Source organism: Sphingobium lignivorans (genome assembly GCF_014203955.1).
Taxonomy (GTDB): domain Bacteria; phylum Pseudomonadota; class Alphaproteobacteria; order Sphingomonadales; family Sphingomonadaceae; genus Sphingobium; species Sphingobium lignivorans.
This window is the reverse complement of the sequence record NZ_JACHKA010000001.1, coordinates 117883-132356: the sequence shown is the minus strand read 5'-3', so window position 1 is coordinate 132356 and position 14474 is coordinate 117883. Positions and strand designations below refer to the sequence as shown.

The window sequence follows — 14474 nt, the reverse complement described above, 5'->3', positions numbered from 1 at the left end:
AACACTGCTGTTGGTCGATCTTCGGCGTCGCCGGGAGAGGGCCGGCGGCGGGGGATCTCGCGTTTGCAGGCGGGCTCAGTTCAGCAGGAATGCCCATACCGGTCATCCGCCGTTAAGATGCGTGCACACACGGCGAAGCGAGGATAAGCTCGAGATCGTGCCGCCCTTGATTGCAGACTTCATCTTCCCGGCTCTCGCTGCCTCGGGACGCTGCCGCTGATGCCTGCCGGCGAGCGCTATGGCGGCGTGTCGGCCCGCGCGCGCAAGCTTGGGCCGCTTGTGCTCACGCTGGCCCTGCACGCACTGGTCATCGCGCTGCTTCTCTTCCACCGCTCGATGCCCATTCCACGCACGGTCGAGCAATCGCTGACCACCATTTTCCTGCCGGCCTCCAAGCCCGAGCAAGCCGACGCCTCGAAGGCGCGGACGCAGCGTCAGGCGAAAGAGGCAGCGAGAGAGGCGCCCAAACCGGCGACGAGCCCGCCCGATCCGCCAAAGCCCGAGCCTTCCCCCGCGCCTGTCCTGCCCAATTACCTGACAATGACCAGCGCCGAATTCGCGGCTGCCGATATAAGCCGCATGCCTTCGCATAGCCGCAGCCGGGGCTCGGCGACGCAGGAGGCCGACAGCGAGGCTGCCTATGGCCCCGGAGAAGGCCCGGGCGGCGCGCGTCTCTATGAGGCTGACTGGTATCGCAAGCCCAGCGACGCGGAACTGGCCGGCTATCTGCCGGCCAATCGCCCGCGCCGGGGCTGGGGTCTCATCGCTTGCCGCACCATCGAGGATTACCGCGTGGACGATTGCCGGACGCTGGGCGAATCGCCGCTGGGCTCCGGCTTCGGCCGCGCCGTGCGCGAGGCGGCCTGGCAGTTCCGCGTCCTGCCCCCGCGCATCAACGGCAAGCCGATGGTCGGGAGCTGGGTGCGGATCCGCATCGAATATGGCGAACGGGAAGGGCCCGGCTGAGGCCGGTTTAACGCTTTGTTAGGCCATTTCGTTCACTTCCCGGCGAGGACAATCTATCCGGGGGAATTGCCTGCATGTCTCGTCCTGACCAGCCGGTCGACGTCGCGATAATCGGCGCTGGCCCCGCGGGCCTCACGGCCGCCTATCTGCTGACCAAGGCCGGCTACAGCGTCACCGTGATCGAAAAGGACCCGGCGCAGGTCGGCGGCATCAGCCGGACGGTCGAGCATGAGGGCTTCCGGTTCGACATCGGCGGCCACCGCTTCTTCTCCAAGTCGCGCGAAGTCGTCGATCTGTGGAACGAGATCCTGCCGCACGACTTCATCGAGCGGCCCCGGATGAGCCGCATCTATTATCAGGGCAAATTCTACAGCTATCCCCTGCGCGCGTTCGAGGCGCTCCGCAATCTCGGCCTGCTGCGCTCGGCACTCTGCATGGCGAGCTACCTTCGCGCGAAGCTGCGCCCCATCCGGCAGGTGAAGAGCTTCGAGGACTGGGTGGTGAACCAGTTCGGCCGCAAGCTCTATTCCATCTTCTTCAAGACCTACACCGAGAAGGTGTGGGGCATGCCCTGCGACGAAATGTCCGCGGACTGGGCCGCACAACGCATCAAGGGTCTGAGCCTCGGCGCAGCGGTGCTGGATGGCCTCCGGCGCAGCCTCGGCCTCAACAGGAAGCCGAACGACGGCATGGGCGCGAAGACGCTGCTGGAGCATTTCCGCTATCCACGTCTTGGCCCCGGCATGATGTGGGACGCCGCGCGTGACCATGTGCTCGCGGGGGGCAACCGGGTGCTGATGGGACATGCGCTGAACCGGATGGCGCGGGATCAGGTGACCGGTCGCTGGCGCGTGGTTGCCAGCACGAAAGCCGGAGAGACCATCACGATCAGCGCCGCCCATGTCATCAGCTCCGCACCGATGCGCGAGCTGGCGGGCCGCATCCATCCGGTGCCGAAGACGCTCGGCAATGCGCTTGCGTTGAATTATCGCGACTTTCTCACCGTGGCCCTGATGATCCGCTCCGAAGACCTTTTCCCGGACAACTGGATCTACATTCACGATCCGCGCGTGAAGGTGGGCCGTGTGCAGAACTTCCGGAGCTGGTCGCCCGAGATGGTGCCCGATCCCGACATTGCCTGCGTCGGCCTCGAATATTTCTGCTTCGAAGGCGATGGCCTGTGGTCCGCCAGCGATGCGGACCTCATCGCGTTGGCCACGCGTGAGATGGAACTGATGGGCCTCGTCTCTGCCGATCAGGTGGTCGGCGGCGCCGTGGTGCGTCAGGAAAAGGCCTATCCGGTCTATGACGAGACTTACGCCGCCAATGTAGAGGCGATCCGCGCAGAGCTGGACGAGGCCTATCCCACGCTTCACCTGATCGGCCGCAACGGCATGCATCGCTACAACAATCAGGATCATGCGATGATGACGGCGATGCTGACCGTGCGCAACATCCAGGCCGGCAGGAAAATCTACGATATCTGGGCCGTGAACGAGGACGCCGAATATCACGAGGCAGGGCGCGAAGGCGCGTTCTCGGGACCTGACCTGACGGCGGGCGAACGGGCGGCACTCGCCAGCACACGCGCGGTGCCGGCACCCGTGCGTGCTGCCTGAGTCCGCATCATGACCGGTTTCATCTCGCTGCGCTACATGCGCTATGGCGTCGCCAGCCTCGCCGCGCTCGTCTGTGATGTCGGGTTGTTCGTCCTGTTCCTGCATGCCGGCCTGACCCCGGCGCTCGCCGCCGCGCTGGGCTATGGCATCGGCATCGCCGTGCACTGGCTCATGTCGTCCCGGCTGGTCTTCCCCGATTGCGCAGCGCCTCCCGGGCCGGAGAGGCTTCGCCAGCAGGGGCTGTTCGTCGGATCCGCACTGGCGGGGCTCGCGCTCACCACCGTCATCGTGAGCCTTGGCCATTTGCTGGGCCTGCTGCCGATCTTCGCCAAGCTGATGGCCATCGTCATCAGTTTCCAGGTCACATGGCTGCTGCGCCGGTCCATCGTCTTTTCCGGATGGTGAGCGGATCGGCCAGTTTCGCGCCGGGCCCGCGCGTGCTGATCCTCATGCTCTGGCTGCTGTCAGCCAGTGTCATGGTCGCGATCAACTGGCCGTACATCACCGCCCTCTATTTCCTTGATCCCGACGATGCCCTGCGACTGGTGCAGGTGCGGGACCTGCTGGCAGGGCAGAGCTGGTTCGACAGTCTGCAGCACCGCATCCACCCACCGGCCGGCGTGCCCATGCACTGGTCACGGCTGGTCGATCTGCCGATCGCATCGATGCTGGCCCTCCTCACGCCCGTGCTGGGCGTGGTGCTGGCCGAACGCGTGACGCTGGTCGCAATACCGCTCCTGATGCTGCTGGCGCTCTGCTTCATCGTCCATGCCACCGCGCGGGCGCTGGGGCTTCATCGCGGACCGGCGCTGCTGGCGGTCATCCTGCTGCTCTCCTCCGCGTCGATCCTCATCCGGTTCGCGCCCATGCGTATCGATCATCATGGCATGCAGATCGTCATGGGCGCTCTTGCCATGCTGGCCCTGGCGCGGGCGGACTGGCGTGACGGGCGAGCCGGATTGCTGGCGGGCGTCGCGATGGCGGGCTGGCTGCAGATATCCATCGAGGGCCTGCCTTATGCGGTGCTGGTCGGAAGCATATTCGGACTTCGCCACGTTGCCCGCACCGATCGCTGGCCGGACCTGCTCGCTTATGTGGCTGCCCTCACTGGCCTCTCGGTGATATTGTTGTTCGGCACCCACACGCCGACTGACGCGCTGTTTCCATGGTGCGACAGCGTCTCGCCGGCCTATCTGGTGCCGCTCGCGCTCGCCGCGATCGTGCTCATCGGCGCGCAGCGCGCCTTTCCAGGCGGCACGCGCCTGCAGCGCGCGGTGCCGTTGGCTCTGGCGGGCGGGGCCGGTCTTGCCGCCTTTCTCGCCCTGTCGCGGCAATGCCTGGCTGGGCCATTCGATACGCTCGATCCCCTCGTTTACCGGCACTGGTATCTCTCCGTCCGCGAAGGGTTGCCCCTGACGGCGCAGACGCCCGACATGCAGGCGATGATCGTCCTGCCCTCGCTGCTCGGCCTCGTCGGGAGCATCATCGGCCTGCGGCAAGCCGGGCATGGCCTGGAGCGCATGGCCTGGGTTGCAATACTGATCCTCCAATTCGGTGCATTAGCGGTTTCCCTCAGCGTCATGCGCGCCATGTCATTTGCGCATCTCGTCGCGCTTCCGGGCAATGCCGTGCTGCTCGGGCGCCTGATAGCGGCGGCGCAGCGGCTGAGGTTCATGCCGTTGCGCGTGGGTCTCACGGCGGCCACAGCCATCGCCACACCCCTTGGGGCCGTCTCGGCAACCGCCGCCCTGCATCACGACCAGGAAGCCGGGGACAGCGACGGGGCACCTAAATCTGTCGCTTGCGCCAGTCTTTCCCGCCTGCGGGGGCTGAGCGCTTTGCCTCCCGCGACATTGTTCACGCCGCTCGACATCGGCGCGCATGTGCTGGCCTACACGCCCCATGCCGTGATCGGCACCGGCCATCATCGCAACATCGAGGGCATGAAGATGGTCATCGAGGGCATGACCGCGATGCCATCCGCCGCGCAGGCGATCGTCGCGCGCGCAGGGGCCGATTATGTCGTGCTGTGCGCGCAGGAGAACGAGGTGCGCAAGTACCGCCAGCTCAATCCGCGTGGCCTCGCCGCAGTCCTTGCCTCCGGGAACCCGCCCGACTGGCTGGAACCGGTGCCGATGCGTCCCGGCGAAAGCGTGCTGGTGTACCGGGTCAGGCTTCCGGTGCGATAAGGCGCGTTCGGATGCGGGCAGGCGCCGCCTGGTTCCGCCTCATTTCTGCCGCAAGTTCGCCAGCTGGTCAGCCGGAGGCCGCAGCCGAGATGAATTTCAAGGCGGCGCCGTTCATGCAGTAGCGCAGGCCCGTCGGCCTTGGCCCATCGTTAAAGACATGGCCGAGATGCCCGCCACACCGCACGCAATGTACTTCCGTCCGGGCATAACCCAGGATGTGGTCGGTGCTGGTGCCCACCGCCTTGGGCAAGGGTCGCCAGAAGCTGGGCCAGCCGGTGCGGCTGTCATATTTGGTGGCGGAGGAGAAGAGCGGAAGGCCGCAACCGGCACAGGCGAAGATTCCCTTGCGCTTCTCCCCGTTCAGCGGCGAACTATAGGCGCGTTCCGTCGCCGCCCGACGCAGGACGGCATAAGCCTGCGGCCCGAGCCGCTTGCGCCATTCCGCATCGGTGAGCTGAAAGGGCGCGCCGGGTCGCTCAGCCGCGCTTGCCCGCCCGATGCCAGCCAGCGAGAGAAGCGCCAGCGAGGCCGCGCTGCTCAGCATCGCTCGTCGGTCCTGTCCGGTCCCGTGTTCCATCGCCCTGATGTGGGCGCGCGAACGGGCTTCGCAAGTCCCCCCGCTTCGGCTAGGCAGCGCCGCCATGGCACGGCCGGACTCCCGGACGCTGGAAGAGCGAATCAAGGCGGAAGCCTTGCGCCTCGGCTTCACCTCCTGTGCGATCACGCGCGCGGATGCGATTCCGGAGGCGGCGGAGCGTCTGCGCGCCTGGCTTGCCGCCGGATGCCATGGCGAGATGGGATGGATGGAGGACCGTGCGGAGCAGCGCGGCAGCCCCGCCGCGCTCTGGCCGGAGGTGCAGTCCGTCATCATGCTGGGCATGAGCTATGCGCCTCGATCCGACCCCATGGCGCTGGCCGACTATCCCTCCACGGGCCGCATCTCGGTCTACGCCCAGGGGCAGGATTATCATGACGTCGTGAAGCGGGCGCTCAAGGCACTGGGCCGCTGGCTGGCGGAAGACAGCGGCGTGGCGCTCAAGGTGTTCGTCGATACCGCCCCCGTCATGGAGAAGCCGCTGGCGGCGGCTGCAGGTCTCGGCTGGCAAGGCAAGCACAGCAATCTGGTCAGTCGTACCGAGGGGAGCTGGCTGTTCCTGGGCTCGATCTACACCACGGCCGACCTGATACCCGATCCGCCCGCGCGGGACCGCTGCGGCTCCTGTGACGCATGCCAGCGCATCTGCCCCACCGATGCGTTTCCGGCTCCCTATCGCCTCGATGCGCGGCGCTGCATTTCCTATCTCACCATCGAGCACAAGGGCCCGATCCCGGAGGAGTTACGGCCGGGCATCGGCAATCATGTCTATGGCTGCGACGACTGTCTCGCCGTTTGTCCCTGGAACAAGTTCGCGCAAGTTGCGCGAGCCAACAAGGCCTATCTGCCGCGCGCGGAGCTGGTGGCGCCCGATCTTGCCGATCTGCTGGCACTGGATGACGCGGCCTTCCGGGCCGTGTTCGCCGGCTCGCCGATCAAGCGGATCGGGCGCAACCGCATGGTGCGCAACGCTGCGATCGCTGCGGGCAACAGCGCCGATCCCGCACTGGTGCCTGCGCTGCAACGGCTGGTGGACGATGATGACGCTGTCGTGGCGGAAGCGGCGCGCTGGGCCTTGGAGCGGCTCGCCACGCAAATCACGGCAACGGGCGACCAGACCGGCTGATCCGCCTAGCGGTCGCGCAACATCTTCGCGCAGGCGTTCCAGTCCATGTCCGCCCCGTTGCCGTCGCGCGCGTCGACATGCGTGACGACAGGTTCGCGATTGGCGGCGGGTGCATAGAGATAGGCATCGAGCACACACCGCCCGTTCGCGAACTGGAGCTTGCGCGCGGCCGGATCGCGGATGTCGAGGCGCGGCTCGCCGAAGAGGCGCGTCAGTCCCCGCGCATCGGCCCCCATCAGGCCGCCAGGCTGCGACTTCCTGGCCGGCGTGAACCCCACCGCCGGCCGCGCGGCATCGCCCGGAGGAACGACGCCGGCACCGCAGGCTGCCAGCGCGGGCAGCAGGCCGAGCATCAGTGCTGCCGCGCCGCCATGCCGGATGATGAATGCGCGGACCATGCCGTCAGTCCGCCCTGCGCCCTAGAAACATGTGGGTTGCCATAGCCACGCTCAGCACAGGCGCAAGCAGGTTCAGGACAGGCAACAGGAACATCAGAGCCGAAACGAGACCGATCTGCGATCGCTGACCGGCGCTGAGAGGCGGCAGGTCGGGATGACGTCCCTCGACCTGCTCGGCGAGATCGCGGCCGAGCAGCCAGGCATTCATCGCGAAGAACAGCAGCGGCGCGCCAATCCCGGTGGCAAGCAGGAGGAGATAGAGCGGCAGCACGAGAAGATTCCAGCCGATTGTGCGCGCCACGGAGCGGATCGCGCCGGCCGCACCCTGCGTCACCGGCACGATCCGGGCGGCGGCATGCCGGCCGGGATAGCTCGCCCGTTCCACGGCTGCCACGATCCGGTCGGCATGGAGGCCGACCACCGCGATGGCCACGGCGCGGAACAGAAGCCAGGCACAGAGCGCCGCGATCAGCCCCGCCAGCGCCGCGCCGGCGAAACCGTCCGCCGCGAGCCAGCCCGTTCGCATGAAAAGGGTCCGCAAGCCCCACCAGACCGCCACACCCAGTCCGGCAAACGCCAGGAGCGTGAGCGCCAGGCTGCGCCAGAGCACCGCCCGGATGTCCGGCAGGGCGATCTGCGGAAGAGCCCGGAACAGGGCGGAAAGGATCATGCCGCACGCTCGCGCTGAGGGAGAGCCGCGTCAGGATGCGGATCGCGGCTTCCCGTTTCCGGTCGGCAAATCGGGCACAGCGGGGAGGCTCGACCTGGCTCCGGGGGCGCTTGGGTCACTTCGGCTCGGCGATGGCGCGCCCCTCGCGCCGGGGATCGTAGCCGCCATCGAACCGGTCCCCCTCGCGGATCATGACCGCATGGACACCCGAATCCTCGCCTTGCCCCGGCCGCAGATCGATGCCGCGGGCCTTAAGTCCCTCGATCACATCGGGAGGAAATTTGTCGACTTCTCCCTGGAAGGCGGCGCCACGCGCGACGAGATTGGGCAATGCCAGCGCCTCCTGAACAGGCAGCTGCCAGTCGATGGCCGCGACCAGCGACTTGCCCACATAGGCAAGGATCGCGTTGCCGCCCGCCGATCCGAAAGCGCCGGCGAACCGGCCTGCCTCATCGATGAGCACGAGCGGGATCATGGACGAGCGGGGGCGCTTGCCCGGCGCCACGGCATTGGCGACCGGCCGCCCTTCCGCATCGCGCGGCACGAAGGAGAAATCGGTCATCTGGTTGTTGAGGAAGAAGCCATCCACCATCCGGCCCGTGCCGAAGATCGATTCGACCGTGGTCGTCATGGAAACGACATTGCCCTGCGCATCGCCCACGATGAAATGCGAGGTGCCGCCCGGTTCGACCGTGGCATCCACCCCGGCGAGCGCAGCGCCTGGGGGAATGCCCGCGACCGGCGGTGCACCCGCCGTCGTGCCGATCAGCCGTGCCCGCTCCGCGACATAGGCCGGGTCGATCAGGCCCTTGATGGGCACCTGTGCGAAGGCAGGGTCGCCCACATAGCGATCACGGTCGGCATACATGATGCGGCTGGCCTGCGCGAAGAGGAACCATGCCTGCGGATCGTCCGGCCCGCGCTTGTCGATATCCGTGCGCTCGAGCAGCGCCAGCAATTCGAGGAAACCAACGCCACTGGAGGGCGGCGGCGGCACGCAGACCAGATAGACACGATAGGGGTTGCACAGCGCCTCGCGCTTCACTGGCCGATAGGCAGCAAGGTCCGCCACCGTCATGGTGCCCGGCAAGGTCCCTGACGTGGTCTTTTCCACGATGCGCCGTGCGGTCTCTCCGGTATAGAGCGCGTCCGGCCCCTGCGCCGCGAGCCGCAACAGAAAATCGGCATAAGGCGTGTTGACCAGCCGGTCGCCCGGTTTCTTCATCGTGCCGTCGGCATTCGAGAAATAGGCACGGGCGTCCGCCACGCCGAGCTGCGGGAAACGCCCGCCCAGGAAACGTCCGAGCCGGGGCGTGATGACGAAGCCTTCGCGCGCCGTCCGCTCCGCATCGTCGAACAGCGATGCCCAGGGCAGCTTGCCATGTTCGCCATGCACCATGGCGAGCATCCTCACCGCGCCGGGCACGCCGGTCGCCCGGCCGCTGGTCACGGCGTCGCCAAAGGGCAGCGGCTTGCCCGCGGCATCCAGGAACATCGTCTCGCTGGCGCCGGCGGGGGCTGTCTCCCGGCCGTCATAGACCGTGACGGTGCCGCGCGCGCCATCGAACCATGTCATGAACGCGCCGCCGCCGAGCCCTGAGCTTTGCGGCTCGACCAGCGAGAGCATGGCCTGCACCGCGATCGCGGCATCCGCAGCGCTGCCGCCTCTACGCAGCACCGCCAGTCCCGCTTCCACGGCCAGCGGATTGGACGCGATGGCGAAGTGGCGCGGCTGCGGACTGGCAGACGGCGGCGGAGCGGAGGCGCTTTGCGGCGCTGTGCCCGTGCCCGCACCGCATGCGCCGAGCGCGAGAGCGGCAAGGAAGCTGACGAGCGGACGGAGAAAACTCATGCGGCGGTATTCCCTTCAGGCCGTGCAAGACATGCATATCCCCGCACAGTGGGAGAGCGATGCCGACAAGGCAAGGGCCGCATGCCCAGTCTCGCACCGCATGGACTGGCGTGCTTGGCTCTGGCCCTTACGGAACGGCCAGCCTATACGGCGCGTTCATGCCGCGTCAGACGGCGATATCATATCGAGGGAGAGGCCTGCTTGCGCGCTTTCGAACATTTCCCGAGCCTCACCGCCATGTTCTTCGCGCGGGCGGCCGAGGGCGGTGATCGCCCTTTCCTCTGGGCAAAGAACGAGGATGACTGGCAATCGACGAGTTGGTCCCAGGCATCACGACAGGTCGCATCGATGGCAAAGGCGCTGCAATCGCTCGGCATCGAACCGGGCGACCGGGTGATGCTGGTGAGCGAGAACCGGCCCGAATTCTGCATCGCCGATCTCGCGATCATGGCCGCCGGCGCCATCACCGTGCCCACCTACACCACCAATACCATCCGCGACCATGAGCATATCATCGCCAATAGCGGGGCACGCGCGGTCATCTTCTCGACCGCCAAGATCGCGAAGACTCTCATGCCCGCTGTGATGCGCTCGCCGATCGAGTTCGCGGTCGCCATCGAGCCGGTGAAGTCCATGCAGAGCAGTGCCGTCGCCATCCATGATTGGGACGCGCTGCTGGCGCTCCACCCCGCCGACCCGCGGGCCTGCGCAGACGCGCTCACCGCCACGCGCGAGGACACCGCCTGCATCATCTACACCAGCGGAACTGGCGGCGCGCCCCGCGGCGTTGTCCAGCATCACGGCGCGATCCTCTGCAATGTCGAGGGCTGCGTGGACATTATCGCGGGCGATTTCGCCTGGGACGAGGAGGTTTTCCTCTCCTTCCTGCCGATCAGCCATGCCTATGAGCATTCCGGAGGCCAGTTCCTGCCCATCGGCCTTGGCGGGCAGATCTATTATGCCGAGAGCCTCGAGAAGCTCGGCGCGAACATTGCCGAGGTGCGCCCGACGATCATGGTCGTCGTCCCCCGCCTGTTCGAGCTGCTGCGCATGCGCGTATCCCGGGCGGTCGAGAAGCAGGGGCGGCTGCCGGCGCTGCTGCTGGAGCAGGCCCAGCGCCTTGGGGGCAAGCGGAGCGCGCATGGCGGCCGGCTTCCCCTGCTCGACCGGCCGCTCCAGGCCGTGCTCAATCGCACGATCATTCCCAAGGTCCGCAGCCGGTTTGGAGGACGGATGAAGGCGCTGGTCTCGGGCGGCGCACCGCTCAATCCCGATGTTGGCGCCTTCTTCGACGCGCTGGGACTGACGCTGCTGCAAGGCTATGGCCAGACCGAGGCGGGGCCGGTGGTCAGCTGCAATCGCCCCTCGCGCGGCCTCCGCATGGATAGCGTGGGGCCACCGCTCAAGGATGTCGAAGTGCGAATCGCGGACGATGGCGAAATCCTCGTGCGCGGCGAACTGGTGATGAAAGGCTACTGGAACAACCCGGCCGAGACCGCGCGCGCCATTCGCGACGGCTGGCTGCACACTGGAGACATCGGCGAATTCGACGAGGGCGGCCGGCTGCGCATCACGGATCGCAAGAAGGACCTCATCGTCAATGACAAGGGCGACAATGTCGCGCCGGCGAAGCTGGAAGGCATGCTCACGCTCCAGCCGGAGATCGGCCAGGTCATGGTCCATGGCGACCGGCGCCCGCATATCGTGGCGCTGATCGTGCCCGATCCGGAATGGACAGCGCAATGGGCAACGACGCGGCACAAATCCCCGGAGCTCATCGCCTTGCGCGAGGACCCCGCCTTTCTCGCCGCCATTCGCGCGGCGGTCGATCGGGTGAACGCCGACCTTTCCGTCATCGAGAAGATCCGGCGGTTCGCACTGGCCGACGAGCCCTTCACCATCGAGAATGAGATGCTGACGCCCAAGCAATCAATCCGCCGGCATGTGATCCGGGCGAAGTACCAGTCGCAGCTGGATGCCCTGTACGGCGGCAAGGCGCAGGATTGAGCAGGCCGGGTCTTTCCTGACCCTGCTCCGGATCAGTCACGAAAAAGGGCGGTTACCGCCCCGGTTCGACAGCTGGTTCTTTCGGCGCCTCGGGCTCCGCGCCCAGCTGTGCCAGATAGTCCGCCGCCTGCTTGCCGATCGCGCTGTCCGGCCCCGCCAGCTCCTGTGCGCGTGAGAAGGCGGCACGGGCTGCATCGTCCCGCTCGCCGGAAAGCGCCAGAATGATGCCCTGCTCCAGAGCCACGGCTGCATCATTGCCCGCGCGCTTTGCGGCTTCGCCGATATGAAGGCGCGCCAGCGGCAAGTCGTCCATGCGCCGCGCCAGCGTGGCGGACAGCAGCCATGCGAGCGGATCGGAAGCCGCGAGCACCACGGCTTCATTAAGGTCGGCGCGCGCGCCTGGAAGGTCGCCGGCCGCAACGCGCGCCCGGGCGCGATCGAGATGGATTTCGCCGGTGGAAAGGGTGCGGGGCAGCGGATTCGCCAATGCCGTATCGAGATCACGGATCGCTCGCGGAACATCACCCGCCACCAGAGCGGCGTTGCCGGCCTGCGACCAGAGCCGCGCGCGCGTCTCGACATCGAGCCCGCTCGTCCCGGCACCGCGCGCGAAAGCATCGGCCGCTTCCGTCCAGCGCCCGGCCTGCCCCAATGCATAACCCTCGCAATGCGCCGCATAGGCACCCCCGCCCGCCTTCGCCCACGCTGCAGCGTCCGCAAGCCCGGCATCGGGATCGCCATCGGCTTTCGCGAGGCATGCCGCCAGCCGCTCGGCAATCTGCGGCGGGAGGACCTGGCCCAGTCCGGCATCGTCACTCGTTTCCGCATCCGCGCCGCTTCGCTGCACGGGCTGTTCCAGCGCTTCGCTGCGCCTGCGCTCGTCACGTCGCCGCAGCAGCGCCTCGATCTCGGGATCGTGCTGCGCGGGCTGGGCGAGCTGGGCAAGGGCGAGCGCGATGGGCAGGAACATGCGGGGATCAGAGCTCCGTCAGGGTCGCCACCGTCCCGCAGAGCAGGGCTATGTCCTGCGGGCGGGAGAGGCGATGGTCGCCGTCCTTGACGAGAATCGTCTGCACGTCCGCTGAACGGAGCCGGTCCGCAATCCGCAACGCCGTCTGCCATGGCACGTCGGGATCGGCCTGCCCCTGGATCAGCCGCACTGGGCAATCGATGGCGATCTCGCCCTCCAGCAGCCGCAGCGCCTGCCCGGACTCCCAGAAGGCGCGCGTGGTCACATAAGGCTGGTCGCCATAAGGCGTGGGCTCCACCAGGCGCCCTTCGCGCCGGATCGCGTCCTTCTGCGCGGCGTCGAAGCCCCAGTCGGTGAAGTCCGGCGCGGCGGCGATGCCGACCAGCCCGACCACGCGCCGACCGAGCGCCTGTGCAAGCAACAGCGCAAGCCATCCCCCCATGGACGATCCCACCAGCACCAGCGGCCCGTCGGGTGCGGCGTGGTCGATGACGGCATGCGCATCGTCACGCCAGTTCGCCAGCGTCCCATCCTCGAAGGTGCCGTCGCTTTCGCCACAGCCGGCATAGTCCAGCCGCAGCATCGTCTGCCCCCGCGCCGCAGCCCAGCTGTCCAGCGCGGCAGCCTTGCCCCCCAGCATGTCGGACATGTAGCCGGGGAGGAACACGGTTGTCGGTCCGGCTCCGGTCCGGTGCCGGTAAGCCAGCCGAGGCTGGTCCGGACGAGAGAGGAAGGTCGGCGGCTCCAGGGGCATATCGCTCATCGCCTTGTCCTAGCCTGCTTTGCTGCGAGATTGAACTGACGAGACCGTGTCTCCGGTCCGACCATCTGTTCAGTTCATCGGAATCGGTTGGACGGGCCTAAATCGGGACAATAAGCAGGAACGATCCGGCAACCGGTCCGGATTCGAACACGCGTTCGGCCGAAAAACCATCCGAAGGTGGGCTTGCGCAAGCGGAGCAAAGCGATGGATGGAACCAACAGGCCAGAGGCGGCGGGATACGCATGCTCGGCTTCCACGACATCTGAAGGAACCGGGGATCCCACAAGTCGATCCTCCCAGCCGATGAGCGAACGGATCGACCGCTTCGATTGGGCAACGACGCCGCTCGGCCCCCAGGCTGACTGGCCATCCGAGCTCAAGATCATCACGCGCCAGATTCTGGATTCGAGTTTTCCCAAGGCGGTCATATGGGGCCCTCAGCTCACGACGATCCATAATGACGCTTTCCTGCCCATTCTTCGCGGCAAGGCGGATGCGCTGGGACGCTCCTTTGCGGACATCTGGTCGGAAGTCTGGCCCGATATCGAACCGATCGTGAAGCGCGCCTTCGCCGGAACGCCGACCTATATCGAGGATTTTCCACTCGTCATTCATCGCTCCGGTGGCCCCGAGCAGGCATGGTTCACATTCTGCTACAGCCCGCTGCGCCTCGCGGACGGAACGATTGCGGGCATGCTCGATACCGTGATCGAGACCAGCAACACGGTGCGCGCCCAGGCGGACCTGGCCGCGGTGAACCAGGAGCTGGCGCATCGCCTCAAGAACACGCTGGCGGTTGTGCAGGGAATCGCATTCCAGACGCTGCGCCACGCGACGCCTGCCGCTGCGCTCGATGCCTTCGGCGAGCGGCTCACGGCGCTGGGCCATGCGCATGACATCCTGCTGCGGCAGGGCTGGTCTGCGGTCTCGCTGCGCCGCGTCATCAGCGATTCGCTTGCCCCGCATGACGGGCTGGGGCAGATCGATCTGGAGGGGCCTGACTGCCCCATCGGCTCCCATGCCACGCTCGCCTTGTCGCTCATGCTCAACGAGCTTGCGACCAACGCGGTCAAATATGGCGCGCTCTCCTGTCCGGAGGGACGCATCCGCCTGCTCTGGACCATCGAGGATGGCATGTTCCGCCTCGCGTGGGAGGAAAGCGGCGGGCCGGAAATTGCCGGGCCCGGACAATCGGGCTTCGGCTCCCGGTTGATCGACAGGGGCCTCGGCAGTCGCAGCGACGTGGTCCGGCGCTACGCGCCGACCGGTTTCTCGCTCAAGATGCGCGCACCGCTGGAAGAGATCACCGCCTGACCCTT

Annotated in this window: 13 protein-coding genes; 7 read left to right on the top strand and 6 right to left on the bottom strand. The window is 67.0% G+C overall.

Translation table 11 applies throughout. The features are described 5' to 3' along the window. Positions 1-219: 219 nt before the first annotated feature. The 4 genes from HNP60_RS00625 (at position 220) to HNP60_RS00610 (ending at position 4774) form a co-directional block, all read left to right on the top strand. On the top strand, positions 220-966 hold the full coding sequence (locus HNP60_RS00625; RefSeq protein WP_184148929.1) for a hypothetical protein: 747 nt from the start codon (positions 220-222) through the stop codon (positions 964-966). 74 nt (positions 967-1040) lie between these two features. Beyond that, positions 1041-2585, top strand: a complete 1545-nt coding sequence (locus HNP60_RS00620) for an NAD(P)/FAD-dependent oxidoreductase (protein WP_184148926.1) — start codon at positions 1041-1043, stop codon at positions 2583-2585. Positions 2586-2594: 9 nt separating this feature from the next. Beyond that, positions 2595-2990, top strand: a complete 396-nt coding sequence (locus HNP60_RS00615) for a GtrA family protein (protein ID WP_184148923.1) — start codon at positions 2595-2597, stop codon at positions 2988-2990. Next, entirely contained in the window at positions 2951-4774 is a 1824-nt protein-coding gene (locus HNP60_RS00610; RefSeq protein WP_184148920.1) for a hypothetical protein, read from the top strand. The genes HNP60_RS00615 and HNP60_RS00610 overlap by 40 nt, the downstream gene beginning before the upstream one ends. A 67-nt stretch (positions 4775-4841) precedes the next feature. On the opposite strand, the gene msrB is transcribed toward HNP60_RS00610, so the two are convergent. Beyond that, a complete protein-coding gene (msrB, locus tag HNP60_RS00605) occupies positions 4842-5318 on the bottom strand; it encodes a peptide-methionine (R)-S-oxide reductase MsrB (RefSeq protein WP_260394584.1) in 477 nt (158 codons plus the stop codon). 97 nt (positions 5319-5415) lie between these two features. Here msrB and queG point away from each other — a divergent pair, with 97 nt between their 5' ends. Continuing rightward, on the top strand, positions 5416-6495 hold the full coding sequence (gene queG, locus HNP60_RS00600) for a tRNA epoxyqueuosine(34) reductase QueG (RefSeq protein ID WP_184148914.1): 1080 nt from the start codon (positions 5416-5418) through the stop codon (positions 6493-6495). Positions 6496-6500: 5 nt separating this feature from the next. Here queG and HNP60_RS00595 read toward each other — a convergent pair whose 3' ends face one another. From HNP60_RS00595 to ggt, 3 genes are all read right to left on the bottom strand, one after another. Continuing rightward, positions 6501-6893, bottom strand: a complete 393-nt coding sequence (locus tag HNP60_RS00595; protein WP_260394583.1) for a hypothetical protein — start codon at positions 6891-6893, stop codon at positions 6501-6503. A 4-nt stretch (positions 6894-6897) separates the two neighbouring features. Continuing rightward, a complete protein-coding gene (locus HNP60_RS00590; protein WP_184148911.1) occupies positions 6898-7563 on the bottom strand; it encodes an EI24 domain-containing protein in 666 nt (221 codons plus the stop codon). 115 nt (positions 7564-7678) lie between these two features. After that, the gene (gene ggt, locus HNP60_RS00585) at positions 7679-9415 is read right to left on the bottom strand and encodes a gamma-glutamyltransferase (protein WP_184148908.1); all 1737 of its coding nucleotides are present in this window, start codon (positions 9413-9415) and stop codon (positions 7679-7681) included. Positions 9416-9616: 201 nt separating this feature from the next. Here ggt and HNP60_RS00580 point away from each other — a divergent pair, with 201 nt between their 5' ends. Next, complete coding sequence (locus tag HNP60_RS00580; protein WP_184148905.1) at positions 9617-11422, top strand: AMP-dependent synthetase/ligase; 1806 nt, start codon at positions 9617-9619, stop codon at positions 11420-11422. A gap of 52 nt (positions 11423-11474) precedes the next feature. Here the strand turns inward: HNP60_RS00580 and HNP60_RS00575 are convergent, their stop codons facing one another. Together HNP60_RS00575 and HNP60_RS00570 are read right to left on the bottom strand one after the other, a co-directional pair. Then, on the bottom strand, positions 11475-12392 hold the full coding sequence (locus HNP60_RS00575) for a tetratricopeptide repeat protein (RefSeq protein ID WP_184148902.1): 918 nt from the start codon (positions 12390-12392) through the stop codon (positions 11475-11477). 7 nt (positions 12393-12399) lie between these two features. Further along, the gene (locus HNP60_RS00570; RefSeq protein ID WP_184148899.1) at positions 12400-13155 is read right to left on the bottom strand and encodes an alpha/beta fold hydrolase; all 756 of its coding nucleotides are present in this window, start codon (positions 13153-13155) and stop codon (positions 12400-12402) included. A 303-nt stretch (positions 13156-13458) separates the two neighbouring features. Here HNP60_RS00570 and HNP60_RS00565 point away from each other — a divergent pair, with 303 nt between their 5' ends. Then, the gene (locus HNP60_RS00565; protein ID WP_184148895.1) at positions 13459-14469 is read left to right on the top strand and encodes a sensor histidine kinase; all 1011 of its coding nucleotides are present in this window, start codon (positions 13459-13461) and stop codon (positions 14467-14469) included. Positions 14470-14474 lie beyond the last annotated feature (5 nt).

Excerpts from the sequence above, each read along its gene's own strand:
- HNP60_RS00625 (WP_184148929.1), top strand. The coding sequence starts at position 220 with ATGCCTGCCGGCGAGCGCTATGGCGGCGTGTCGGCCCGCGCGCGCAAG.
- HNP60_RS00620 (WP_184148926.1), top strand. The coding sequence starts at position 1,041 with ATGTCTCGTCCTGACCAGCCGGTCGACGTCGCGATAATCGGCGCTGGC.
- HNP60_RS00615 (WP_184148923.1), top strand. The coding sequence starts at position 2,595 with ATGACCGGTTTCATCTCGCTGCGCTACATGCGCTATGGCGTCGCCAGC.
- HNP60_RS00610 (WP_184148920.1), top strand. The coding sequence starts at position 2,951 with ATGGCTGCTGCGCCGGTCCATCGTCTTTTCCGGATGGTGAGCGGATCG.
- msrB (WP_260394584.1), bottom strand. The coding sequence starts at position 5,318 with ATGCTGAGCAGCGCGGCCTCGCTGGCGCTTCTCTCGCTGGCTGGCATC.
- queG (WP_184148914.1), top strand. The coding sequence starts at position 5,416 with ATGGCACGGCCGGACTCCCGGACGCTGGAAGAGCGAATCAAGGCGGAA.
- HNP60_RS00595 (WP_260394583.1), bottom strand. The coding sequence starts at position 6,893 with ATGGTCCGCGCATTCATCATCCGGCATGGCGGCGCGGCAGCACTGATG.
- HNP60_RS00590 (WP_184148911.1), bottom strand. The coding sequence starts at position 7,563 with ATGATCCTTTCCGCCCTGTTCCGGGCTCTTCCGCAGATCGCCCTGCCG.
- ggt (WP_184148908.1), bottom strand. The coding sequence starts at position 9,415 with ATGAGTTTTCTCCGTCCGCTCGTCAGCTTCCTTGCCGCTCTCGCGCTC.
- HNP60_RS00575 (WP_184148902.1), bottom strand. The coding sequence starts at position 12,392 with ATGTTCCTGCCCATCGCGCTCGCCCTTGCCCAGCTCGCCCAGCCCGCG.
- HNP60_RS00570 (WP_184148899.1), bottom strand. The coding sequence starts at position 13,155 with ATGAGCGATATGCCCCTGGAGCCGCCGACCTTCCTCTCTCGTCCGGAC.
- HNP60_RS00565 (WP_184148895.1), top strand. The coding sequence starts at position 13,459 with ATGAGCGAACGGATCGACCGCTTCGATTGGGCAACGACGCCGCTCGGC.